We start from the raw sequence: 23,942 nt of genomic DNA, 5'->3' as shown, positions 1-23,942 counted from the left end.
ACGCCCAACGGGACGCCCGGCTGGCGTTTTGTCCGATTATGTCGGACTCTGTCGAGTCGCGCCGCCATCGAACCTCTTGATCGACTCGGGTTTCATGTGGTCGGGGTGTCCTTACGTCCGCGATACCCCGATTTCCCTGAACCCGAGTGGATCACGCCGCGTGATGGATGATTCGACGCCACGGCCCGGAATTGTGTGGGCGGTTCGTCCATTTATGAGTTCTTCGTCCTGTGGCCGGTCGCACCCGCGGGGCGGAATCGTGGCCGGGGCGGGGTCGTTACATACCCTGACGATCGCAGCACCACCGGCCGCCGCCCCGCCCCCGAGGGCTGGTCGGGCAGGTTGGAATGCCGGCCCGCGCCCGGTCGTTACGGTCCCCACGGCCAACCGGCCACCCGCCTCGAGCAGGGCGCTGGTAGGTGGGCCGCCGGGAATGACCCCGGGCCCCGGGTCGTTGCGGTCCCGCACGGCCAACCGGCCACCCGCCTCGAGCAGGGCGCTGGTAGGTGGGCCGCCGGGAATGACCCCGGCCCCCCGGTCGTTACACACCGACCCGGCGCCCCGAGCCCCCTCGGGCTTGCCAGGTCGCCGTCCCCGACGCCCCAGTGAACGTGGGCGTCACCCCCCAAACCTTCCCCCCTTTGTTTGTTTGTGCGGCGCCGGACGAGGTGCTCACACCCGTCACTGCCGTTCCCCCGATCGGCGTGGGCGGGTGTTCTACCCCCGAAGGAGCTATCCCCATGAACACGATCATTCGTAAGAGCGTGCTGTCGGTTGCTGGTCTCGCGTTCGCCGGTGGTGTGTTCGCCGGTCCGATCGCCGCGCACGCCAACCCCGTCGACGCCAACCCCGCCACGGTGGCGGTGCAGGCTGACAAGCCCGACACCAGCAAGCTGATCCCACACGGCACCCAGGGCGAGCAGTCGCACATCACCCTCAACGACGAGCAGACCGCGAACGTGAAGGCGATCATCGCCGCGACGAAGAAGGCCGGCCTGCCCGAGCGGGCCGCGGTGATCTCGATCGCGACGAGCCTGCAGGAGTCGAAGCTGGAGAACCTGGGCCACCTCGGCGACGCCAACGACCACGACTCGCTGGGCCTGTTCCAACAGCGCCCGAGCTCGGGGTGGGGCACCCCGGAACAGATCACCGACCCGCAGTACTCGACGACTGCGTTCCTGAAGGGCCTCAAGCAGGTCGACGGGTGGCAGGACATGCCGCTGACCGAGGCCGCGCAGACCGTGCAGGTCTCGGCCTACCCGGACGCCTACGCCCAGTGGGAGCAGCAGGCCGCCGACCTCGTCACCCAGCACTGGAACAGCTGACCCCACAGCCACAGCACCACAAAAGAGCACGACAGGACACCGACCGTTGGCCGGCACCCGCAACCCGGGGTGCCGGCCAACGGCATGTCCACGCTCAAAACCCGCGAGCTCTCCGACAGTTACCGCTCAGCGCGCGAACGGAAACTGTCCAAGATCTGGAGAAAGATGCGCCAGCCGTCGCCAACGACATCACCGAGATTTCCAACCGCAGCGGTCAGAAGAGGACGGTGGCCAGGGTGCCGATCGGTTGGAAGCCGCAGCGCTCGTAGACGCGGCGGGCCGGGAGGTTGAAGTCGTTGACGTACAGGCTGACGGTGGGGGCGACCCGCAGCAGCGCGTCGCGGACCACGGCTGCCATGGCTCCCGTGGCGATCCCCCGGCCTCGCCACTCCGGTGCCACCCAGACGCCCTGGATCTGCGCCGTCCGCTTGGTCACCACGGCCAGCTCCGCCTTGAACACGACCTTGCCGTCGACGATGCGGGCGTACGCGCGACCGGCCCGAACCAGGTCGTTGACCCGTCGGCGGTAGCTGCGGCCGCCGTCCTCGGCCAGTGGCGAGACACCGACCTCCTCGGTGTACATGGCCACCGCCGCCGGGAAGAGCCGATCAACTTCGCCGGAGCGAACCTGGCGTACCTCCGGGTCGGCCGGTACGGGTGGCAGGGTGTCGGTGACCAGCAGCGGCTGGTTGGGGCGGACGTCTCGCGCTGGCCCCCAGATATCGGAGAGGCGATCCCATAGCCCGAGGACGGCATCGGCCCGTCCGACGATGGAGGAGCAGAGCCGTTCCTCCCCGGCGAGGAGATCAGCGAAGGCGGCCACCGCGGCGTCGCTCGCCAGCACCGGGGTCAGGTTGCCGCCGAGCCAGCAGAGTGATTCGAGGTTGCGGCGAGCGCCGTACCCCAGGACTCTGCCCTCGGCTCGCCACCAGGAAAGCCCGCGCGCGGCAATCCGCTCGGCGACCTGCGCGCCCGCGAACGGGTCATGGTCGAGCAGTCGCTCGACCGCGCGGCGCTCCGATTCCCCCAGTTGGCGTACCGGCACCGTCAGCACGACTATCAGCCTGCCAGATCGACCCCCCGCTCCGCCGGTCGAGTGCCGAGGCCGGCACCGGTTCTGCGGGTCCGGTGCTCGGCCGGTTCCGCTCGGCCCACCGGACAACCGGGGGCACCAGGGCACCGAGCAGGAGAAACAGGCCGCCGAGCACAAGCCAGCCCGGTACGCCCCAGCCGAGCGCGAGGGTGGTCACGACCACCGGTGCGAGCATCTTGCCCAGTTCGTAGCCCATGCCGTACGCCCCCTGGTACTGCCCCTGGGCGTCCGCTGGCGCCAGCCCGAAGGAGATCCCCCAGCCGGCGGCGGAGTGCCACAGCTCCCCGGTGACGTGCGTGACTGCCCCGAGGCCGAGTAGGCCGACCGCGCCGGCGGTGGGCAGCGCGCCGCTGGCGGCGAAGAGTACGCAGGCCAGGGCGATGGCCACACCCGCTCGACGGGCGGCGCGGGCGGCCCCGGGCAGGCTGGCGGCGGTACTCGCGGCGCGTACCTGGAGGAGCACCACCAGCACGGTGTTGACCAGCGTCAACGCGGAGATCATCCAGACGGGGGCCCGGGTGTGACCGGCGATCCACAGCGGCAGGGCGATGGTGAGCAGGCTGAAGTGCATCGACATCAGCCCGTCGATCAGGGTGAAGGCGAGGAACGGCCGGTCCCGCAGGGCGACCAGCCGAGGGCCCTGCGCCGGGGCGGCGACCGGGGCGACGGTGGGCAGTCCGAGGAAGATCACCGCTGCGGCCAGTGACGCCGCCGCCGCGGCCAGGATCAGCGCGACGTACCCGCTGCGGGTGTCGGCGGCGATGGCGAAGCCACCGAGGACCGCGCCGACGGAGATGCCGACGTTGGTGGTGGCGCGCAGGTAGGCGCGGGTGCGAACCCGCTGGTCGGCCGGGATCGCTCCGGCGATCAACGCGCCCCGGGCGCCGCGCTCGACCGCGTCGGCGAGCGCGGTGGCGGCGCCCACCAGGATGAACGTGGGGAACGACCGGACGGCGATCAGGCCCATGGTCAGGGTGCCGGCGACGAACAGCGCGCCGACCTGCACGCCGCGCGGGCCGACGCGGTCGGCCAGATAACCGCTCGGCGTGCTGGCGAGCACGCCGACCAGGGCCGAGATGGTCAGCCCGATGCCCACCTGGGTCGCCGACAGGCCGACCGATCGGGTGAGGAAGAGCGCGCTGGCGACGAGCCAGAGACCCCGCCCGACGGTTTTGACCAGGGTGCCCAGGGTGAGGATCCGGGCCGGGCCCGGCGAGGGAAGCAGGCGCATGACCGCCACCTTAACAAGACGTACGTACGGTTTGTAAATGGTCACTTGTTGGCGATGCATTGCCGATATATCGTTGATGCATCAGCGACAGTTCGAGGAAAGGAAGAACCAATGAGGTTCCACCGACAGCACCACCCGATGCACGAGGCTCGGATGCGGGGCTTCGGCTTCCCGCCGGTCCCACCCGGTCATGGCCACGAGCACGGACACGGCGGCCCCTGGGGCGGCCGAGGCCGTGGACGGGGTCGGGGCCGACGCCCCAACGTCCGAGCCTCCGTGTTGGCCCTGCTCACCGAGCGGCCCATGCACGGCTACGAAATGATCCAGGAGATCGACTCCCGCACCGGCGGTGCGTGGCGGCCCAGTCCAGGCTCGATCTACCCCACCCTCCAACTACTGGAGGACGAGGGCGTGATCATCGCCAGTACCGAGGAGTCCGGTGGCGGGCGGAAGCGGTTCACGGTCACCGAGGCCGGTCAGGCGGAGGCCACCGAGGCCGCGCAGACCCCGCCGTGGGCCGACGTCGCGCAGGGCACGGTGAGCAGCTGGCACGACATCCGCGACTCCGGCGCGCAGGCGATGAACGCGCTGCGGCAGGTCATGATGAACGGTACCGACGACCAGCGCGAGCGGGCCGCCCAGGTGCTCGACGAGACGCGCCGCAAGCTGTACGCGATCCTCGCCGAATCCGAGTGACGCCAGGCCGCACCACAACGCCAGGCCCGCACCACAACGCCAGGCCCGCACCACAACGAAAGCGGCCGTTCCCCGCACGGGGAACGGCCGCTTTTTCCAAATGGAAAATCAGTGCACGGTGACGGTCGGGCCGGTGACCAGCCCGCGCAGTTCCTCGGGAAGTTCGGCGCCCATCTCGTCGGCGATCCGCAGCGCCTCCTCGATCAGCGTCTCCACGATCTGCGCCTCGGGCACCGTCTTGACGACCTGCCCCTTGACGAAGATCTGGCCCTTGCCGTTGCCGGAGGCCACGCCGAGGTCGGCCTCCCGGGCCTCGCCGGGTCCGTTGACCACGCAGCCCATCACGGCGACCCGGAGCGGCACCGGCAGCCCTTCCAGGCCGGCGGTGACCTCCTCGGCGAGCTTGTAGACGTCGACCTGGGCCCGACCGCAGGACGGGCACGAGACGATCTCCAGGCCCCGCTCGCGCAGACCGAGGGATTCCAGGATCTGGTTGCCGACCTTGATTTCCTCGACCGGCGGCGCGGACAACGACACCCGGATCGTGTCGCCGATCCCCTCGGCCAGCAGCGCACCGAACGCGACCGCCGACTTGATGGTGCCCTGGAACGCCGGCCCGGCCTCGGTCACACCCAGGTGCAGCGGGTAGTCACACTGCTCGGCGAGCTGCCGGTACGCCCGGATCATCACGACCGGGTCGTTGTGCTTGACCGAGATCTTGATGTCGCGGAAGCCGTGCTCCTCGAACAGCGAGCACTCCCACAGCGCCGACTCGACGAGCGCCTCGGCGGTGGCCTTGCCGTACTTGGTCAGCAGGCGCTTGTCCAGCGAGCCGGCGTTGACGCCGATCCGGATCGGCACGCCCGCCTCCCCCGCGGCACGAGCGATCTCCTTGACCTTGTCGTCGAACTGCCGGATGTTGCCCGGGTTGACCCGGACCGCCGCGCAGCCGGCGTCGATCGCGGCGAAGACGTACTTGGGCTGGAAGTGGATGTCGGCGATCACCGGGATCTGCGACTTCTTGGCGATCGCGGGCAGCGCCTCGACGTCGTCCTGGGACGGCACCGCCACCCGGACGATCTGGCAGCCGGACGCGGTCAGCTCGGCGATCTGCTGGAGCGTCGCGTTGACGTCGGAGGTGAGGGTCGTGGTCATCGACTGCACCGACACCGGCGCACCGCCACCGACCGGGACCGAGCCGACCATGATCTGCCGGCTGGCCCGACGGGGAGCGAGTGGCGGGGGTGGCACGGCGGGCATACCGAGACTGATAGCTGTCACTTCAGGCACTCACCTTGAGAAGAGCGTGATCGGGTTGACGACGTCCGCGGCGATGGTCAGCAGCGTGAACGCGCCACCGACCAGGATCACCGCGTACGTGAAGGGCATCAGTTTGAGGTAGTCCACCCGGCCGGGATCGGCCCGACCGATCCGCGCGTAGAGCCAGGAACGAGCCCGTTCGAACCAGGCGATGGCGATGTGGCCGCCGTCCACCGGGAGCAGCGGCAACAGGTTGAACACGCCGATGAAGAAGTTCAGCGACACGAAGAGCATGAAGAACACCAGCCAGGCGTTGTTCTCCACCGCCTCGCCGCCGAGTCGGCTGGCCCCGACCACGCTGATCGGGGTGTCGACGTCCCGTTCGCCACCGGTGAGGGCGGTCCACAGGGCGGGGACCTTCTGCGGGAGGCGCTGGAGCGCCTGGGCGGTGCCGACGGCCAGCTGACCGGTGAAGTCGGCGGTGGCGCCGAAGGCGCCGACCGGCCCGTACGTCACGCGGGTCGGGGTGGTGGGCACGAGCCCGACGCCGAGCGCGGCGACCGGCGCGGCGGCACCGTTCGGGTCGTCCAACGGCGGACGCTGGGTCTGCGCGAGCACCGTGCTGGTGGTGCCCGACTGCCCGTCGCGGACGTAGGCGATCTGCGCGGTGTCGCCGGGCTTGAGCCCGCGCAGCGTGGTGAGCAGGTCGCCGTAGGTGTTGATCGGGGTGCCGTTGACCGAGGTGATCCGGTCACCGTTGCGCAGTTGCGCCTGGGCGGCCGGACTGGCCGCGTCGGCGGGGGTGCACGCGCGCACCGCGTTCTCCGGCACGACGCACTGGCTGAGCTGGATGACCGCGGGCTCCTGGCGGGCCTGCGCGTCGGTGGTCGGGAAGTCGGGGTTGGGCAGGCCGGCGGAGACGGCGAGGATCCAGATCGTGACCAGGGCGAGCGCGAAATGCGTGATCGACCCGGCGGCCATCACGATCGTCCGCTTCCAGACCGGGTAGCGCCACATCACCCGTGACTCGTCGCCCGGCTCGACGTCGTCGTCGTGCGGCGTCATCCCGACGATCTTGCAGAAGCCGCCGAGGGGGATGCCCTTGAGGCCGTACTCCGTCTCACCCCGCCGGAACGACCAGATGGTGGGGCCGAAACCGACGAAGTACTTCGTGACCTTCATCCCGAACGCCTTGGCGGTCAGCAGGTGACCGGCCTCGTGCAGGCTCACCGAGATGAGAATGGCCAGGGCGAAGAGGACCACCCCGAGCAGGTACGACATCAAGCTCCTTCCACCGGACCCGCGATGATCTCCTGTGCGTGCGCGCGCGCCCACGACTCGGCCGCGAGCACGTCCTCGACGGTACCTGGTTCGTCGAAGTCCGGAGCGTCCTCCAACACGCGTTCGAGGGTGTCGACGATGCCGAGGAACGGCAGTCGGCCAGCCACGAACGCCGCCACGCACTCCTCGTTCGCCGCGTTGTAGATCGCCGGGCGGCAGCGCCCGGCCTCCCCGGCGGCCTTGGCCAGGGCGACGGCCGGAAACGCCTCGTCGTCGAGCGGCGCGAACTCCCAGGTGTGCGCGGCCGTCCAGTCGACGGCGGAGGCGGCGTCGGGCACCCGGTCCGGCCAGCCGATGCCGAGCGCGATCGGCAGCCGCATGTCCGGTGGGCTGGCCTGGGCGATCGTCGACCCGTCGACGAACTCGACCATCGAGTGGATCACCGATTGCGGGTGCACCATCACGGTGATGTCGGCGTAGGGCACGTCGAACAGCTCGTGCGCCTCGATCACCTCCAGCGCCTTGTTGACCATGGTCGCCGAGTTGATCGTCACGACCGGCCCCATGTTCCAGGTCGGGTGTGCGAGCGCCTGCTCGGGTGTGACCTGCGTCAACTCGTCGCGCCGCCGACCCCGGAACGGGCCGCCGCTGGCCGTGACGATCAACCGCCGCACCTCACCGCGCGTGCCGGAGCGCAGACACTGGGCCAGCGCCGAGTGCTCCGAGTCGACCGGGACGATCTGCCCCGGCCGCGTCACCGCGGCCTTGACCAGCGGGCCGCCGGCCACCAGCGACTCCTTGTTGGCCAACGCGAGGGTACGACCACCGCGCAGCGCGGCCAGCGTAGGAGCGAGGCCCAGCGAGCCGACCACCCCGTTGAGCACGACGTCGCACGGCCACTGGGCCAGCTCGGTCATGGCGTCCGGCCCGGCCACGATCTTGGGAAGCTTGAAGTCGCCGGTGGCCCAGCCGCGCCGGCTTGCCTCGGCGTAGAACGCGAGTTGCAGGTCCTGCGCGGCGGACGCCCTGGCCACCCCGACCGCCTCGACGCCCAGTTCGAGGGCCTGCGCGGCGAGCAGCTCGACGTTGCCCCCGCCGGCACCCACGGCGACCACCCGGAACCGGTCCGGGTTGCGCCGGACGATGTCGATGGCCTGCGTGCCGATCGAGCCGGTGGACCCGAGCAGGACAAGATCGCGGGGGGAAGTCACCCGGCCATTCTCCCCCACCCCCGCTGTGCGCCGGCTGGGAGCCTCAGCCCTCCCCAGCGCTGCCGCTGCCGGCCTTGATCGACTCGGGTTCAAGGAAGTCGCGGCATCCCCGGCACCCGGACGGCCCGATTTCCAGGAAACCGTGTCGATCAAGCCTCGTCGTCGGCCGACTCGGGCCCTGGCCCGGTCGGTGCGGCCTCCTCGCCCAGCAGGTCGCCCGGATCAATGGAGAACTCGAACGGCTCTCGCATGACGAACCGTGTTCCGGCAGCCGCAGCGGCCACCGGCCGGTACTCCCCCTCGATCAACTCGTACAGCGCGATAGTGGGAACCCGATTGCGCAGGTCGACCCGGAGGAAAAACGGCACGCCGGCGGCGGCGTACTCACGCGGGCGGTCGATGATGTCCTTGCGTCGGTTCCCGGGAGAGACAATCTCGCCCAACAGCACGGCGTGCCCGATGTCCATCGTCGTCCGGCCGCCGCCCGGCGCGTCGAGGATGACGATATCGGGGATGAAGAGATCCTCGCCCGAGACGACGTTCGTCTCCAGATAAAGCCACAGCTTGGCGCGGCGGGCCGCCTGCTTGAGGTGGAACGCGAGATCCAGCTCCGCGTCCTGGTGGTCGTACCCGGCATGTGGTGTCACGATCACGCTTCCGCTCAGGACCTCAACCTTGGGGCCGTTGGTCTCCGGCAACAGGTCGAGGGCGAGCTGCGCGGTCCACGGCTCGTCGTGCCACCGAAGCACGTCGAACGACGGCTCGGTGTGCTGCGGCGCCGGCTCCGGCGCGAACGCGGCCTGGGCCATCCGGGCTCACCCCCTAAGCGGACCATCCTGCTCAGGTCAGCCTAGCCACCGCAGCACCGGTTGTGCGTCGTCGCACACCCAGTCCGCCAGCGATCACCTCGGCACCGGGCTCGTGATCCGGTGCGCACGGCGGCCAGCCAGGCGGGCCGCCGATCAGGACAGGTATGGCAGGGCAGGGCGCGGTCATCGCGACGGTTGGCTGGCCACCGTGAACTCGATGAAGGCGGCCCAGGCCGAGGGGGTGAAGGTGAGCACCGGCCCGTGCCGGTCCTTGCTGTCGCGCACGCCGACCAGGTGCGACAGGTTGGTGGTCACCTCCACGCAGGTGGAGCCTCCGTTGTCGCTACGGGTGGACGTGCGCCACACCGCACCGGTCAGGTCCATGACTTCGCCAGCTCCCGTACGAGATCCCGAGAGGCACGCCGGGGCAACGCCTCGCCCCGCAGGCTCTCCCATCTGCGCCGAAGGTTATCAACGTCCTCCGGGCGGTCGGTGACGTGCGCGCGCACCGCGGTGTCGAGGTGCGCGACCTCGCCGCTGTCCGGTGTGCGGGCCAGGATGAACGGGCCCGCCAACCCGGCATGCATGCCCGCCTCGGCCGGCACGACGTAAAGGTCCACGTGGGGCTGCTCGGTGATCTGGAGCAGGTGCTCGAACTGCGCCACCATCACGGCCGGGGCGCCGATCGCCCGCCGCAGCACCGCCTCGTCGACCACGGCCACGAACTCCGGCGGGTGTTCCCGACTCAGCACCGACTGCCGGTCCATCCGTGAGCCCACCCGTTGTTCGACCTCCGGCTCCCGCAGCATTCCCCCGCCGCGCAGCACCGCCCGGGCGTACGCCTCGGTCTGTAGGAGGCCGGGGATCAGGGACGGCTCGAACCAGCGGATCATGGTCGCCTCCCGTTCGACGGTGATCCACTCACGCAACCAGGGCGGAGCGGCATCGGCCCGGACCAGGGTGAGCAGCCGCTCGAACAGCCCACCGGCCTCCAACGTCCCGTCGACCCGGGCGATGAAGTCCTGCGAGGGAGTGCGGTGACCGATCTCCACCATCCCCACAAGCGACGACGAGTAGCTGATGCGCTGCGCCAACTCCTCCTGACTCAGCCCGCGCTCCCGGCGAGCCCGTCGCAGCTCCGCCCCGAGGAACTCCAGCGTCGACGCCGGCCCGTTGTCCATCACACCTCCACCACAACTCGCCCACCAATCACCACCGGCCATCACCGCGTCTCGGCGGATCGGCACACCCGGCGCTGAGGGCGCTCGCCACCTTCCGACGGTAGTCGCGTCCACAGCAGAGTGTGAACAGGCGCGAGGAAGGTGGGCGCAATGGGCAAGCAGGTCGGGTCGGTGCCGCTGACACCGAGGCATCGCCGCAACTGGGCAAGGTGGGGTCGGTACTGCACCTGTGGGCTGCGCTGGCCCTGCCCGGACCGCCGGCGCGCCCAACCCGTGTGCCCATGCCGGTGGACGCGGTGACCGCGTCACGGTGGATCATCCACCTGCCGACCACGCTGACCAGCCTCGACGAGGTCACCGCCCTGGCCGTGGCGCTGCGCGACTCGCTCGGCCAGCTCAGCGTTCTCGACTTCGGCGAGACCACGCTCAGCGAGGAGGACGCGCAGTTTCTGCGTACCCGAGTGTTCTGTGACGCCAAGCTCGGCGGCGTCGGCCGCTGCCGACGGCCCGACGCCCACGACGGGCCCTGCGCCACGGTGATCGACTCGGGTTCATGGGAATCGGGGTATCCGCCGCACGCGGATACCCCGACTTCACTGAAGACGTGTTGATCAAGGGTGGTGGAACGGTCGGGGACCGCCGGAGCGGCCCCCGACCGGGTTCAGCCGCCGTTGATGACGAACTGCGAGCCCGGCTGGATGACGATGTTGCCGTCGGCCGAGTTGGTGATGGTCACGTTGGTCAGGTTGGCGTTGCCGCGCGCGCCGCTCATCGCGAGGATGCCGGCGCCGTTGTTGGATCTGTCGATCCGCACGTTGGTGATGGCGACGTTCGGCATGTTGCCGCCGCCGTTCTTGAACTGGATGCCGTCGTAGGTGGAGTCGATGATGTCGGTGTCCCGGATGGTGACCCCGACGATGTCTCTGGTGGCCGGGAAGAGGGTGATGGCACCGAACTCCTGGTCCTCGTTCCAGAACGCGCCGCCGGTGCGGTACAGCCCGTTGTTGGCGATCAGGGTCGTGCCGGAGAACGGCAGCGGGTCGTGGTCGGTCGCCAGCATGATGCCCGGGTAGTTGGCGGTGTCGTAGATCAGGTTGTTCTCGATCGAGTTGTCGTAGCCGCCGTAGATGGCGATGCCGTTGGCCCGCCAGGGCAGCTGGATGGTGTTGTTGACGAAGTGGTTGTCGTGGGCGATGTCGACGTTGCGATCCTTGACGTACGGGTTGGCCCAGACCGCGAGCGCGTCGTCGCCGGTGGTGCGGAACGACGAGTTGAACACCCGCGAGTTGCGCGTGCCGTTGCTGAAGTTGATGCCGTCGGCGTACGTGTTGCGGATCCGCATGCCACTGAACTCCAGCCCGTCGGCCGGCCCCCACAGGTCGGGGATGTTGTCGTAGTCGCGGCCCACCCAGACACCCACGTTGGCGTGCTCGATCCAGACGTTGCTGATCCGGGTGCCGGTGCCGAAGCGACCGTTCAGGCCGACGCCGCCCTCGGCATTGCCGTCACCACCCCGGATCCGGCCCGACCCGAAGATGGCGATGTCGGAGATCTGGGTGTTCTTGTCGATGTCGAAGCCGAAGTTGCCCTCGTGCGGGTGGTTGATGCCACCCACCACGTTCTGCGGCTCGGTCAGCGTGTAGAGCTGCGAGTGCCACATCCCGGCGCCCCGGATCGTGACGTTGCTGATGCCGACCTGGTTGTGCGTACCCCGGTTCAGCGGGTCGTCGGTCAGGATCTTCTGCTCCTGCCGCCACTGCCCGGCGGGGATCCAGACGCAGCTGATGACACCGTTCTGATCGTCGGTCACCGCCCGCTGGATGGCGGCGGTGTCGTCGAGCCCGTCGTTCGGGACCGCACCGTACGACGTGATCGAGGTGCACCCGGCCGGCTGGCTCGCCGCCGGCGCCACCTGCTCCAGGTCGATCATGTCGATGACGTAGAACGAGGCGGTGTCACCCGAGTCGCGCTGCAACTTGAACCGGGTGCCGGCCGGGTACGACTGCGCCAGCAGCGCGTTCGACTCGTCGAAGAGCCGTCGGGCGTCGGCCTGCGGGGTGTTGGTCAGCGCCTCCGGCCCGTCGGTGTTGCCGTAGAGCCAGCTGTGCTTAGACGACAGGGTCAACTTCCGGGAGAAGACGTCGTTGACATAGAGGCTGATGGTCGCCTCGATGCCGCCACCACCGGGCGCGTCCGGAATGGAGTTACGCACCACGATGGAGTTGGCCTGGTTGACCGAGGTGAACTCGACGAACTGGCCGGTGCTGGTGAGTCGTACCGACTTGCGGCCGGAGGACTCGCTGGCGAAGTTGGTGTGCCCGAAGGTCCGCAGCGGGTCGGCCTCCAGCAGCGTGCCCTGGTACCGGCCAGCCTCCGCCTCGTAGGAGACGTACGGGACGGCGGCTCCGCGGCCGACCACGATCGACTGGCTGAACGCGTTGTTGGTCTCGTTGGTCTCGGCGACCACGTTGGTGGCGTCGGCGGTCGCGGTGATGGTGGCACCGCCGCTGGTGGCGGTCCAGCTGCCGGTGACGGCCACGGTGGCCGTCGCGCCGGCGGCGATCGACGCGGTGTTGGTGTTGAGCGTGGTGCTGCCCACCACCAGCCGGGTGACCGTGGTCGCGCCGGTCGCGGTGGTGCCCCGGTTGCGGACCGACACGGTGAAGGTGACGGAGGCCCCGACGGCCGGGTTCGGCGGGTTCGAGGCGATGCTGAGCACCTGGAGGTCGGGGCCCGGGGCCTGCACCACCACCAGCGGCGACGCTGCCGTGCGGCTGTTGTTGCCGTTGTTCTGCTCGACGATCGTGTTGGTCGGGTCGACCACCGCCGAGACGGCGTAGCTGCCCATCGGACGGGTACCGGCGTTGAACGAGACGGTGGTCGACGCGCCCGCGTTGAGCGCGCCCACCGTGGCGCTGCCGACGACCGCGCCGGCCAGGCTGAAGTTCACAGTGGTCGCGGCCGCGGCGGCCGAGCCGATGTTCTGCACCACGGCCGAGAGCGTGACCGGGCTGACCTCGCTGGGCGACGTGGGCGACCAGGTCACCGAGTTGACCACCAGGTCCGGGTTGGGCGCTGGCGTACCACACACCTCAAGCTCGGCGACCTGGCCGGACGGGGCGCCGGTGTTGCCGGTGAACCGCAGCTGCACGTCCGCAGTGGTCGCGGTGACCGGGATGGTGACCACGTTGGTGCCCTGGACGAACTGGTAGGTCGCCGCCGACACCAGACTGGTGTACGTGGACGACGCCTGGTCGCGGCCGAGGACCTGGATCGTCTGGGTCCGGGTGCCCCAGGCCGGGTCCGGGTTGAGCTTCACGGTGACCCCGGAGATGGAGTGGTTCGCGCCCAGCGCCACGGTCAGGTTCTGCGGGTAGCTCGCCGCACCCTCCCAGTAGGTGGTGAGCTGCCCGTCGTTCGCCTTGTCCGGGGTGAAGCTGAAGGTGGAGCCGCTCGCCGTCATGCTCTTGCCCTGCGCCACGTTGATGCAGGCGGGCGGGTTGCTGCCGGTGCGGGTGACGGTGTTGCTGGTGCCGGAGAGGTTGCCGGCGCCGTCGCGGGCGCGGACGTAGTACGACACGGTCGCCGTCGCCGGTTGGGTGTCCTGATAGGTGAGGACGGTGCCCAGCGTGGCGATCAGGCTGCCGCCCCGGTAGACGTTGTAGCCGGCGAGCCCGCTGCCACCGGAGTCGGTGGAGGCTCCCCAGGTGAGGGTGATCGTGCTGCCCGACGTGCTGTGCGACAACGTCCCCGGGACGCTCGGCGCGGTGGTGTCGGGGGTGGTGCCGCCGCTGCCGTACACCTCCAGCTCGGAGAGCTGCCCGGCCGGCCAGCCGCTGTTGGCGGTGATGGTGATCCGGACGTAGCGGGTGGAGGTCGAGCTGAAGTTGATCGTGACGGTGCTGCCGCTCGCCGGGTTGAAGGTGTACGTCTGCGACCCGACCAGGTCGGTGAAGGACGAGCCGTTGGCGCTACCCCGCACGCTCAACGTCTGCGTCCGGGTGCCCCAACCGGAGGTCGGCAGCTTCAGCACGACCTGGTTGACGCTCTGCGACGAGCCGAGATCGACCTGCACCCACTGCGGGAACGCGTTGTTGACGCTCTCCCAGTAGCTGCCCGCGTTGCCGTCGACGACCTTCGACGAGTCGTAGACGTCGGCGTGGCCGCTCTCCTGGGTGGGGCGGCCCTGGGCGAGGTTGGTGGCCGCCGGGGCGAAGCCGCTGCTCGGCGCGGCAGCCGGTGCGGCGGGGCGGGCGGCGGCCGGGTTCGCGACAACGGTCGCCCCGGCCGTGGCGATCAGCGCGGCGGCGGCCGTGGCCGCCACCATCCTGAACAGATTCGTTCGTCTCATCACTGTCCTTGTCGTCGGGGGACGGTTGCCGCGGTGGCGTGACCACGGGGTGGGGGTGCGGCGGTGCGCCGGCCGATGCGCGAGGGCCGGTGTCGAGGGGACAGGTGGTGCGGGCGGCGCGGGGGCACCGCCCGACCTGGAACCACCAGATGGGTACGACTATCAACGGGCCTCCCGAGGAGACCCGTTGAATCTTCCGAGCGCACGTGCAGAACCTTGCACGGCTTTGTCGAAATCTTGCGTTACTTTGACCAAAGGTTACTGACGTGCTACGGGAGCGTCAACACTTCGACCGCGGTAACTATTGACGGCCTTGCCTGTCCCTGTCGGCCGCTCATCCGGGAACGATCAGGCATCTGGTGCCGCGAGGACGAAGGTCTCCAACAGCTCCCCGCCGTACCAGTCGCTGCGGCGGCCCACGTGCGTCATACCGAGACGCCGGCAGACCGCCATCGACGCCTCGTTGCCCGGCGACACGACCGCGTAGATCTCCGACGTGTCGGTTGCGAACTCGCGGGCGACGAGCGCGCCCGCCGCCTCGGTGGCGTAGCCGTGACCCCACGAATCCGGGTGCAGATGCCAGCCCACCTCGATGTCCTCGGTGCGCACCGCCTCGTCCCGCCCCGGCAGCGGCTTGAGCAGCGCCGTGCCGGCCAGCTGACCGGTCTCACGTACCTCGATCGCCCAGGTGCCGTACCGGCCGCCGTCGGCGGCGTGCCGCTCCTGCCAGAACCGCAGCCGCTCGGCGGCCTGCGCCGGGTCGGTCATCGGCAACCCTGGTGCGCCCAGGAACCGGGTGACATCGGCACGGGAGTAGATGTCGTAGATCCGGGCCAGATCGGCCGGATCGTCGGTCCAATCACGCAGGATCAGGCGTTCGGTGGTGAGAACAGTCATGACGGGCGATCTTAAGGAGTGACCACCCCGGCGGCAGGGAAGGAGGACCCGATGGGCAACGGATGGCAGCGCGCGAAACGGATCACCAGTGCCGCGTTCCGTCCGGTGCGTGGGCGGGACCTGTCACTGCATGCCGCCGCGATCACCTTCTACGGGGCGATCGCCGTGGTGCCGGTCGCCCTGCTGGCGATCTGGCTCACCGCACTGGTAGCCGGGGCCGATCGGGTACGCCGGCTCACCTCGTACGCCGTGGAGGCCCTGCCCACCGCGATCGGCGCGCCCCGGGCGGTGGAGGCGCTGGTCGAGGCCGGGGTGGGGTTGACGCCGCTGTTGGCGCTGGCGTCCCTGCTGCCCGCGTCGCTGTACGGCGAGGGTCTGCGCCGGGCGTTCGTCTCGGTGGCCGCGTCCCGCTCCGACGAGCACCTGGTCGGCTGGCGGGGCCGACTTCTGCTGCTGCCACTGCTCGCACCGGCCCCCGCGCTGCTGCTGTCGATCCTGCTGGCGCTCCCGCTCACCACCCGACTGGTCCGCCAGGGCGGCTGGCTCGGCGCACTCGGCGTGGTGCTGTCGTTCCTGGCGGTCTGGCTGGTGCTCACGCCGGTGCTGGTCTGGGTTTTCCGGGTGGTCGGGCCGGCCGCACCGGACTGGCTCTCCACCCTCGGGATCGGTTCCTTCACGGCGGCGAACCTCTCCGGCTTCCTGCACGGTTTCGTGCTCTTCGCCTCGCTCCCGCTGGATCTGGGCGTGCCGTTCGGCGGCTTCGACGAGATCGGCGCGGGCGTGGCCGTCCTCCTCTGGCTCTACCTGTTCCACGTGATCGTCCTGGCCGGTTACTCCGCCACCCTGGCCCTCTCCCGCTGGCGCACCACCCCCACCCCCACCCCCCACCACCCACCCCACCCCCCTACCCCTGAGCCCGGTTGATCATGAAGTTATTGCCACGACACGCCGTGCCGAGCGGCAATAACTTCATGATCGACGCGGGGTGGGGGGTGGGGGGTGGGGTGGGTGGGTGTTAGGGGGTGGAGAGGGCTTCGGTGGGGGTTAGGCGGGCGGCTCGGATCGATGGGTAGACGCCGGCGATCACGCCCACGAGCAGGGCGCCGACGATTCCGCCGAGCACGGCGGTCAGCGGAATCGTGGGCGGCCAGCCCTGGTAGCTGGCGTAGCCGATCGTCGCGAGCACCCCGAGGACCGCGCCGGCCGCCCCTCCGAGCACGCTGAGCAGCACCGACTCGGTGAGGAACTGCACCCGGATCTGGCCACGGTTAGCGCCGAGCGCCCGGCGCAGGCCGATCTCCCGACGGCGTTCCAGCACCGAGATGACCATCGTGTTGGCCACGCCGATCCCGCCGACCAGCAGAGCCACCGCCGCCAGGCCGAGGAACAGCCCGGAGAAGCTGTTCTCTGTGGCCCGCTTCGCGGCGAGCGCGTCGGAGGGGCGACTGACCTGGACCAACCCGGGCAACTGCGGATTGAGGGTGGCTGGCAGCACGGCACGGACATCCTCCAGCGCGTCCTCCCTGGCCCGCAGGTAGAGGACCGTGGGATGACCGTCGAAGCCGAGCATGGCCTTGGCGGCATCCCACCCGACCAGCACCGAGCGGTCCAGATCCGGGGAGAGCGGCAGCGGCTCCAGGATGCCGATCACGGTGAACCAGCGCTCGCCGATGAACACCTGGGGTGGTTGCCGGGGGTCCACAGTGGCGAAGCCGAGCCGGCTCGCCGCGACGTAGCCGAGGACCACGGTCGGCAGTCCGGATGCCCCGGCATCGAGGGCCCGGCCGCTGCGGATCCGGCCGTTGACCGTCTCCAACAGGTCCGGCCGGGCGGCGAGCACACTGAGCCCGGACGTGTCGTACCTGTCCAGCAGGTCGTTGCGGCGCACTGCGGTGTGGGTGTTCGCGACAGCGCTCGCCATCTCGACCGGCCCGATCCGCGATGCCATGGCGGCGGCGTCCTCGGGCAGGAGCGCCGGCGGGTTCTGATCCGGTACGGGCTCGGCGCGCAGCAGGTTGGTGCCGAGGGCGGAGAGTTGGTTCATCAGGTCGCGTTGACTGGACGCCGGGATGCCCACCACGACGACCAACGTGGCGATGCCGATGGAGATGCCCAGGGCGGAGAGGACCGCCCGCATCCGGCGCGTGGTCAGCCCGAGCAGACCCAGCCGGAGTACGTCGGTAGGGGCGAGCCGGGTCGACCGGGTGTCACCCGGGGACGCGCTCATGCCCTACCCCCGGCAACGGTGTCGGTGACGATCCGGCCGTCGCGGATCTCCACCTGACGAGGCGTACGGGCGGCGAGATCGCGGTCGTGGGTGATCACGGCGATGGTGGTCCCTTCCGCGTTCAGGTCCATGAGCAGCGCCAGGACCGCCTCGCCGTTGGCGGTGTCGAGTGCACCGGTCGGCTCGTCGGCCAGCACCAGCGCCGGCTCGTTGACGAGTGCCCGGGCGATCGCCACCCGCTGCCGCTCCCCGCCGGAGAGCTGATGCGGCCGGTGGTCGACCCGATGTGCCAGACCGACCCGGGCCAACGCCTCGATCGCGGTGCGGCGACGACGACGGCGGGGCACCCCGGCGTAGAGCAGGCCGGTGGCGACGTTCTCGGCGGCGTCCAGCCCGTCGGAGAGGTGGAACTGCTGGAAGACGAAGCCGAGCCAGCGGCCCCGAAGCGCGGAGAGCCGACGGTCGGAGAGGGCGGTGACCTCCTGACCGGCGATGCGCAGGCGGCCGCTGGTCGGCAGGTCGAGGGTGCCCATGATGTTCAGCAGGGTGGACTTGCCGGACCCGGACGGCCCGACGATGGCCAGCATCTCGCCAGCGCGCACGGTCAGTGAGACGTCGTCCAGTGCGGTCACCCCGCCGGGATACGTCCTGCTCACCCCCTCGACGGCCAGCACCGGGTCGGCGATCACGATGCCGTCACCACGTCGAGCCCTTCGGTCACGCCGGTGCCGCTGATCTCGACCAGACCCCGGGCGAACATCCCGGTCTGCACGGCCACCAGAGCGCCGTCGGGCAGTTGCAGCGCGTGCCCACCCTCGCGGAGCGCCACCAACGCGCCGACCGGCACCGCGAGCACGTTCTTGTGGACGGTGGTGGTGAACCGGACCTGGACCGCCGCCGCGTCCAGCTTCGCCACGTCCGCAGCCCGGACCGGCGCGACGAGGACGTCCACGGTCGGTGGGCCGTTCTGACCGGCTCCGCCGGCCGAGCCGCCGCCGCGCACCGTGCGCGAGACCGAGGCGACCTTGGCCGCGATCTCGGAGCCATCGGGCAGCACGATGGCCGCGTTCCCGCCCACCGTGACGGTGCCCACGTCGGTGGCCGCGACCGGTACGGTGACCAGCTTCACCTTCTCGGTGACGGCCAGCAGCTCACCGGCGACCGGATCACCGGGGAGAGCCGTCACGGTGCTGACCCGGACCGGCCCGGTCAACACTGTGGCCTGCCCGACCATGATCATCCCGGTGGGTTCCAGGCCGAGGTCCTTCTGCCACCTCTTGATCGCGGCGACCAGGACCTCGGTGAGCAGGGCCTGGCCGGCGGCGATCTTCGCGCCGTCCTTGCCCCGGGACGGCTGCGACCCGACCCGGTAGCCCAGCGCCTTCAGGTTGTCCGACACGATCCGTACGTCGCTGCCCACCAGACCTGGCTTGTCGAGCGTGCGAAAGAGCGGCACCCCGCCGAACAGCACCGGCACCGGTCGGTCGTTGACCCAGTAGAGCGGCTTGCCCCGGGTGACCGTGTCGCCCACCTTCGGCAACCGGGTGACGACACCCTCCCCGGCCCCCTTCACCAGCCGTTCCGGGCCGAAGCCGAGCGTCCCAGCGACCGAGCGAGTGTCCGACAGGTCGGCCCGGGTCACCTTCGTCGTCGTCACCGGCGGTGGGGCGCTCGCGACGCCACCGCCGGGGTGACGCCGCAAGGCCAGCGCCCCGACGCCGGCACCGACGGCGACCACCAGGGTCACCGCCGTTACCACGATCGCCGTACGCCGAGTCGTCCGCCGGCCATGCCCGTCGGCCGGATTATTTCTTGGCACCGAACTCCTCCTGAGTGCAGTCCTTGTCGGCCTTGGACTGGGCGGCCTCATCAAGTCCGTTGGTCGGGTCGGCGACCCCGTCGTCGTAGGTCCAGCCGGAGTTGTCCGGCAGCGAGTGGACCTTCAGGCCGCGCCCCCGCAGGCACTGGACGTAGTCGTTCCACTGACTCGCGAAGTTCGGGTTCCTCTCCCGGTCCAGCTCCGGCGGCTGGAGCGGCAGCTTGTTGGCGCACGCCACGTACGCCGCCTTCGGCTCCCCGCTCGGGTCGAGGGAGAGGCCGGTGCCGGTCCCCGCCGCTCCGGGCGCCTGTCCGGTGTTCAGCTTCACACCGTGCTCGTGCAGGCAGATCTGATACGTCTGCCAGAACTGCTGCTCCTCCTCGTCCGTCGTGTCCAGGCGTAGCTGCGGCCGACCATTGGCGGCACCCCCGGCGGGGGTCGCGCTCGCCGGGGCGGACGGGGTGGTGAGTGACGCGACGTCACCGCTGGAGGTGCCCTCGTCGGCGCCGGACGCGCCGCCGCCGCAGCCGGTGAGGGCGACGGCGAGCAGGGTGACCGCGGCGAGCCCGGCCGCGAACCGGTGGGTTGTGTTGGTCATGGGGTGGAGCTTCACGCCCAGGTGTAAGAGACCTGTCAGGAACCGGTCGTCATCCGATAGCCCCAGCTCAGCGGCAGCGTCGGAGGCGGCCGGGGCCACGTACAGTCGCTGCCGTGTGTGCGTACGTGCTGGTAGCCGAGGACGACCAGAAGCAGGCGGAGTTGGCGCGCCGCTATCTGGAACGCGAGGGGCACGAGGTGGTGGTGGTGGCCGACGGACGGGCCGCCCTGGAGCAGATCCGTCAACGACCCCCGGCGCTGCTGATCCTCGACGTGATGATGCCGAAGGTCGACGGCCTGGACGTCTGTCGCATCCTGCGCCGGGAGTCCGATCTCCCGGTGCTCATGCTGACCGCCCGGTCGACCGAGGACGACCTGCTGCTCGGCCTCGACCTGGGCGCCGACGACTTCATGACGAAGCCGTACAGCCCGCGTGAGCTGGTCGCCCGGGCCCGGAGCCTGCTGCGCCGGGGCAGGCGGACACCGGCGGACCCGGTGCTGCGGGTCGGTGCCGTGCACGTCGACCCGGTACGCCACGAGGTGCACAGCGACGGACGCCTCGTCGACTGCACACCCGGCGAGTTCCAACTGCTTCAGGCGATGGCCGCCCAGCCCGCCCGGGCGTTCACCCGCGACCAACTCCTGGGCTATCTGCACGGGTTCGACAGGTACATCACCAACCGAACCGTCGACGTGCACGTCATGAACCTGCGCCGAAAGATCGAACCGAACCCGCGCAAGCCGGCCCGGCTGGTGACCGTGTACGGCGTTGGATACAAGTTGGTCGAAGAGTCACCCCGTGTCGAGTGAGGTTCCGCTGCGCCGCAGCCTGCTGCTCCGGCTGCTGGCGCTGGCCGTCCTCATCGCCATCGGCTCGATCGCGGCGACCGCGTGGCTGGCCGTCCGCACCACCACCGGAGCGATCCGGCAGGAGCAGGGCCAGGCGCTCGCCGACGACGCGCGCATCTACGACACCCTGCTCGCGTACGCGGCGACCCACCCGAACTGGGACGGGGTCGACGCGGCCCTTCGGCCGCTCGCGCACGACGTCGGCCGGCGGATCGCCCTGACCACCGACAGCGGTGCGCTGCTCGCGGACTCGGCACCCGACGCGGGTCCGCTGCCGACGACGTCGTCCGCGACCGTCGACGCGCTCGCCGTCAACACCGCCCTGATGGCCGGCACCGCCCCGCCGAGCAGCTCCGACGGCGGCAGCAGCCGCATCGACCCGCGCACCACCGGGCCGTACCTGCTCCCGCCGGAGGAGCGCGCGGCCCTGCGCGGCAAGGCGGCCGAGGCGGTCCGGTGCCTGCGGGGTGACGCGCAGATCGACGCCGTCGTCGTGGAGGGGCCGACCGGCCGCCCACGAATCGACACCCCCGACACCGACCTCACCGACAGTGCCCTCTGCGCCCAGTCGAGAGCGGCCCTGGCAGCCCGTACGGCCACCGAGGGCAAGGCGCTCGCCCAGCTCAACGCCCTGGTGAACACCTGCCTGGCCCGGCAACGCCTGCCCGGCGTACAGGTGGACCTGAACTGGACCTGGACGAGGCAGCCGGCGGCCAGCGCACCCGACTTCCGGACCGCGGCCAGCGTCGGCCAGGAGCACAACCGGGCGATCAACGCCTGCGTCGGCACCAGCCGACGCGAACAGCTCCTCCCGTACGTCGCCCCGGCGGCGACCCTCTTCGTCACCGACCCGGGTGGTCGCCCCTCGACCACCTTCGACCTGTCCCCCGCCAACCAGACCCGCATCGTCGCGGTCGCCGGTCTCGTCCTGCTGGTGACGATCGGCTTCACGGTCCTCGCCGGCATCCGGCTGACCCGCCCGCTGCACGCCCTGACCGGGGCGGCCCAGCGGATGCGCGACGGCGACGGCTCCGCCCGGGTCCGGGTGACCGGCCGCGACGAGATCGCCCGGCTGGCCGAGGTCTTCAACGACATGGCCGAACGGCGGGAACGGCTGGAGCAGCTACGCCGGGCCATGGTCAGCGACATCGCCCACGAGATGCGGACGCCGGTGAGCAACATCCGGGGCTGGCTCGAAGCGGTCGAGGACGGCGTCGCGACCCCCGACCGCAGGCTGCTCGCCTCACTGCTGGAGGAGGCGACCCTACTCCAGCACGTGATCACCGACCTGCAGGACCTGGCCGAGGCCGACGCGGGCGCGCTGCGGCTGCACCGCGAACGGGTCTACCTCACCGACCTGCTCGCCCAGGTCGCGGAGGCGCACCGGGCCCACGCCGACCGGGTCGGCGTCACCATCACGGTACGCACCGAGGCCGACCCGCAGGTGGACGCCGACCCGGTGCGGCTGCGCCAAGTCGTCGGCAACCTGGTCGCCAACGCGGTACGGCACACCCCGTCCAGCGGGCGTGTGACGATCAGCGCCAGCGCGACCGACGCCGGGGTCACGGTTTCGGTGACCGACACCGGCAGCGGCATCAGCGCCGACGACCTGACCCGGGTCTTCGACCGCTTCTGGCGGGCCGAGAAGTCCCGGAGCCGGCAGACCGGCGGCAGCGGCCTGGGCCTCGCCATCGTGCGCAAGCTCACCGAGGCCCACGGCGGCTCGGTGACTGCCACCAGCATCCCCACCCAAGGCTCCACCTTCACCCTCCACCTACCCCCACCCCTTGATGGTTGATCAAGAGGTTTGCGTCACCGGAGGGCCGGAACCTGACGCAAACCTCTTGATCACCAAGGGGTGGGGTGGGGTGGGGTTGGGTTAGCGGCGGAAGGGGCCGTGGATTTCGTAGGTGAGGCCGTTGGCGCCGGTGGAGGCACCGCTGGTGCCGCGCTGGGACGAGAAGTAGAGGCGGGAGCCGTCCGGGGAGAAGGCCGGGCCGGTGATCTCCGATGAGGACTGACCCAGGATCCGCACGATCGGCGCCACCACACCGGCCGGCGTGATCACGTTGATCTCCATGTTGCCGCCGTCCTCGGCCACGTAGAGGTCGCCGGCGGCGGTGCCGGTGATGTTGTCCACCCCGGTCAGCGGCGCGGCGCCGGCCGGCACCAACGAGTCGTCGTACGCCAGGTCGAGACGCTGGTTGACCGCGTCGTACGCCCAGACCCGGTTGTCGCCCTTCGTGGTGAACCAGCACATGCCCCGGTCGTACCAGCAGCCCTCACCACCGTCGAAGTGCTTCGCCGCGCCCACCTGGAACCGAGTCGGGATCGGGAAGCCGTCCCGGTCCGGGATGTCCCGCCAGGTGACCGGCCCGGCAACCTGGTCGGCCGGCGCGCAGAGCACCTGCACCCGCCCGGTGCGCAGGTCACCCCAACTGTCCGGAACGAAGCGGTAGAAGCAGCCGTCCTCCTCGTCCTCGGTCAGGTAGACCACTTTGCGATCCGGGTCGCAGGCGGCGGCCTCGTGGGTGAACCGGCCCATCCGGGTCCGCTCCTCGGCCGACCGACTACCGTCCGGCCAGGTCTCGAAGACCCGACCGAGCGGCACCTCCTCGCAGGAGAGCCAGGTGCCCCACGGGGTCGCACCACCGGCGCAGTTGACGTTCGTGCCACCGAGGATCCGGTACGCCGAGACGACCGACCCGTCCGCGGCGAAGCGGACCGCCGACGCGCCGCCGATGATCGGGACCTCCGAGTTCGACACGTAGATCCAGCCATCGCCGGCGGGGAAACAGGCGCCGCCGTCCGGAGCCCAGTGCCAGAGGTACGAGGTGTTGGCGACCCGCTGGCCGGAACGAGCGATCACCCGGCTGGTGAACCCGGCCGGCAACTGGATGCCGTTGGCGTCGGCGGCCAGCAGCTCCCCGTACGGGCCGGGGCCGGGCTGGGCGGGGGCGGCCAGCGCCGCGCCGGCCCAAAGGCTGCCGGAGAAGGCGGCCGCGCCGGCGACGGCGGAACGCAGGACGGTACGACGATCCATCGGTGAACCTCCCGGAGTGCGCGATGTCCGACCGACGGTAGGGCTCCAGGGCATCGACCACAGCCACTGTCC

At 70.5% G+C, this 23,942-nt stretch carries 21 protein-coding genes; 6 read left to right on the top strand and 15 right to left on the bottom strand.

The annotated features are described in order from the left end of the window. The first annotated feature begins 740 nt into the window (after positions 1-740). On the top strand, positions 741-1,325 hold the full coding sequence (locus ACIBF8_RS07175) for a hypothetical protein (RefSeq protein ID WP_396781461.1): 585 nt from the start codon (positions 741-743) through the stop codon (positions 1,323-1,325). A gap of 214 nt (positions 1,326-1,539) precedes the next feature. Here ACIBF8_RS07175 and ACIBF8_RS07170 read toward each other — a convergent pair whose 3' ends face one another. Together ACIBF8_RS07170 and ACIBF8_RS07165 are read right to left on the bottom strand one after the other, a co-directional pair. Beyond that, the gene (locus ACIBF8_RS07170) at positions 1,540-2,379 is read right to left on the bottom strand and encodes a GNAT family N-acetyltransferase (protein WP_396781460.1); all 840 of its coding nucleotides are present in this window, start codon (positions 2,377-2,379) and stop codon (positions 1,540-1,542) included. Continuing rightward, positions 2,309-3,649 carry an MFS transporter gene (locus ACIBF8_RS07165; protein ID WP_396781459.1) on the bottom strand — a complete coding sequence of 447 codons (1,341 nt, stop codon included), beginning with the start codon at positions 3,647-3,649 and terminating at the stop codon, positions 2,309-2,311. The genes ACIBF8_RS07170 and ACIBF8_RS07165 overlap by 71 nt, the downstream gene beginning before the upstream one ends. A 111-nt stretch (positions 3,650-3,760) precedes the next feature. Here ACIBF8_RS07165 and ACIBF8_RS07160 point away from each other — a divergent pair, with 111 nt between their 5' ends. Beyond that, positions 3,761-4,345 (top strand): PadR family transcriptional regulator, encoded by a 585-nt coding sequence (locus tag ACIBF8_RS07160; protein ID WP_396781458.1) that lies wholly within the window; start codon positions 3,761-3,763, stop codon positions 4,343-4,345. Positions 4,346-4,453: 108 nt separating this feature from the next. Here the strand turns inward: ACIBF8_RS07160 and ispG are convergent, their stop codons facing one another. From ispG to ACIBF8_RS07130, 6 genes are all read right to left on the bottom strand, one after another. Beyond that, complete coding sequence (gene ispG / locus ACIBF8_RS07155; RefSeq protein ID WP_396781457.1) at positions 4,454-5,626, bottom strand: flavodoxin-dependent (E)-4-hydroxy-3-methylbut-2-enyl-diphosphate synthase; 1,173 nt, start codon at positions 5,624-5,626, stop codon at positions 4,454-4,456. A gap of 9 nt (positions 5,627-5,635) precedes the next feature. Beyond that, complete coding sequence (locus ACIBF8_RS07150; protein ID WP_396781456.1) at positions 5,636-6,886, bottom strand: M50 family metallopeptidase; 1,251 nt, start codon at positions 6,884-6,886, stop codon at positions 5,636-5,638. Beyond that, positions 6,886-8,097 (bottom strand): 1-deoxy-D-xylulose-5-phosphate reductoisomerase, encoded by a 1,212-nt coding sequence (dxr, locus tag ACIBF8_RS07145; protein WP_396781455.1) that lies wholly within the window; start codon positions 8,095-8,097, stop codon positions 6,886-6,888. The genes ACIBF8_RS07150 and dxr overlap by 1 nt, the downstream gene beginning before the upstream one ends. Before the next feature lie 149 nt (positions 8,098-8,246). Next, positions 8,247-8,906 carry a Uma2 family endonuclease gene (locus ACIBF8_RS07140; RefSeq protein WP_396781454.1) on the bottom strand — a complete coding sequence of 220 codons (660 nt, stop codon included), beginning with the start codon at positions 8,904-8,906 and terminating at the stop codon, positions 8,247-8,249. A gap of 183 nt (positions 8,907-9,089) precedes the next feature. Beyond that, positions 9,090-9,290, bottom strand: a complete 201-nt coding sequence (locus ACIBF8_RS07135) for a DUF397 domain-containing protein (RefSeq protein ID WP_396781453.1) — start codon at positions 9,288-9,290, stop codon at positions 9,090-9,092. Further along, on the bottom strand, positions 9,281-10,087 hold the full coding sequence (locus ACIBF8_RS07130) for a Scr1 family TA system antitoxin-like transcriptional regulator (protein ID WP_396781452.1): 807 nt from the start codon (positions 10,085-10,087) through the stop codon (positions 9,281-9,283). The genes ACIBF8_RS07135 and ACIBF8_RS07130 overlap by 10 nt, the downstream gene beginning before the upstream one ends. Before the next feature lie 296 nt (positions 10,088-10,383). On the opposite strand from ACIBF8_RS07130, the gene ACIBF8_RS07125 reads away from it, so the two are divergent. Continuing rightward, on the top strand, positions 10,384-10,698 hold the full coding sequence (locus ACIBF8_RS07125) for a hypothetical protein (protein ID WP_396781451.1): 315 nt from the start codon (positions 10,384-10,386) through the stop codon (positions 10,696-10,698). A 50-nt stretch (positions 10,699-10,748) separates the two neighbouring features. Here ACIBF8_RS07125 and ACIBF8_RS07120 read toward each other — a convergent pair whose 3' ends face one another. Both ACIBF8_RS07120 and ACIBF8_RS07115 read right to left on the bottom strand, forming a co-directional pair. Next, entirely contained in the window at positions 10,749-14,438 is a 3,690-nt protein-coding gene (locus tag ACIBF8_RS07120; RefSeq protein ID WP_396781450.1) for a CARDB domain-containing protein, read from the bottom strand. Positions 14,439-14,786: 348 nt separating this feature from the next. Next, the gene (locus ACIBF8_RS07115; protein ID WP_396781449.1) at positions 14,787-15,335 is read right to left on the bottom strand and encodes a GNAT family N-acetyltransferase; all 549 of its coding nucleotides are present in this window, start codon (positions 15,333-15,335) and stop codon (positions 14,787-14,789) included. Positions 15,336-15,386: 51 nt separating this feature from the next. Between ACIBF8_RS07115 and ACIBF8_RS07110 the strand changes: the two genes are divergently transcribed. Further along, on the top strand, positions 15,387-16,259 hold the full coding sequence (locus ACIBF8_RS07110) for a YhjD/YihY/BrkB family envelope integrity protein (protein ID WP_396781448.1): 873 nt from the start codon (positions 15,387-15,389) through the stop codon (positions 16,257-16,259). Between the two features lie 91 nt (positions 16,260-16,350). Here the strand turns inward: ACIBF8_RS07110 and ACIBF8_RS07105 are convergent, their stop codons facing one another. Genes ACIBF8_RS07105 through ACIBF8_RS07090 form a run of 4 tightly spaced genes read right to left on the bottom strand, consistent with a single transcriptional unit; the run spans position 16,351 to position 19,979 of the window. Then, on the bottom strand, positions 16,351-17,562 hold the full coding sequence (locus ACIBF8_RS07105; RefSeq protein ID WP_396781447.1) for an ABC transporter permease: 1,212 nt from the start codon (positions 17,560-17,562) through the stop codon (positions 16,351-16,353). Then, positions 17,559-18,248, bottom strand: a complete 690-nt coding sequence (locus ACIBF8_RS07100; RefSeq protein WP_396781758.1) for an ABC transporter ATP-binding protein — start codon at positions 18,246-18,248, stop codon at positions 17,559-17,561. The genes ACIBF8_RS07105 and ACIBF8_RS07100 overlap by 4 nt, the downstream gene beginning before the upstream one ends. Then, the gene (locus tag ACIBF8_RS07095) at positions 18,248-19,381 is read right to left on the bottom strand and encodes a peptidoglycan-binding protein (RefSeq protein WP_396781446.1); all 1,134 of its coding nucleotides are present in this window, start codon (positions 19,379-19,381) and stop codon (positions 18,248-18,250) included. The genes ACIBF8_RS07100 and ACIBF8_RS07095 overlap by 1 nt, the downstream gene beginning before the upstream one ends. Continuing rightward, complete coding sequence (locus tag ACIBF8_RS07090) at positions 19,368-19,979, bottom strand: hypothetical protein (RefSeq protein ID WP_396781445.1); 612 nt, start codon at positions 19,977-19,979, stop codon at positions 19,368-19,370. Before ACIBF8_RS07090 ends, ACIBF8_RS07095 begins: the two co-directional genes overlap by 14 nt. Before the next feature lie 113 nt (positions 19,980-20,092). On the opposite strand from ACIBF8_RS07090, the gene ACIBF8_RS07085 reads away from it, so the two are divergent. Both ACIBF8_RS07085 and ACIBF8_RS07080 read left to right on the top strand, forming a co-directional pair. Further along, the gene (locus ACIBF8_RS07085; RefSeq protein WP_396781444.1) at positions 20,093-20,788 is read left to right on the top strand and encodes a response regulator transcription factor; all 696 of its coding nucleotides are present in this window, start codon (positions 20,093-20,095) and stop codon (positions 20,786-20,788) included. Then, on the top strand, positions 20,778-22,625 hold the full coding sequence (locus tag ACIBF8_RS07080; RefSeq protein WP_396781443.1) for an ATP-binding protein: 1,848 nt from the start codon (positions 20,778-20,780) through the stop codon (positions 22,623-22,625). Before ACIBF8_RS07085 ends, ACIBF8_RS07080 begins: the two co-directional genes overlap by 11 nt. A gap of 81 nt (positions 22,626-22,706) precedes the next feature. Here ACIBF8_RS07080 and ACIBF8_RS07075 read toward each other — a convergent pair whose 3' ends face one another. After that, positions 22,707-23,870 (bottom strand): alkaline phosphatase PhoX, encoded by a 1,164-nt coding sequence (locus tag ACIBF8_RS07075; RefSeq protein ID WP_396781442.1) that lies wholly within the window; start codon positions 23,868-23,870, stop codon positions 22,707-22,709. Positions 23,871-23,942 lie beyond the last annotated feature (72 nt).

It is taken from the genome of Micromonospora sp. NPDC050276, from assembly GCF_044459545.1.
Classification (GTDB): Bacteria; Actinomycetota; Actinomycetes; order Mycobacteriales; family Micromonosporaceae; genus Micromonospora.
Note: the sequence above shows the minus strand (reverse complement) of the source record. Positions and strands in the feature narration are given on the sequence as shown.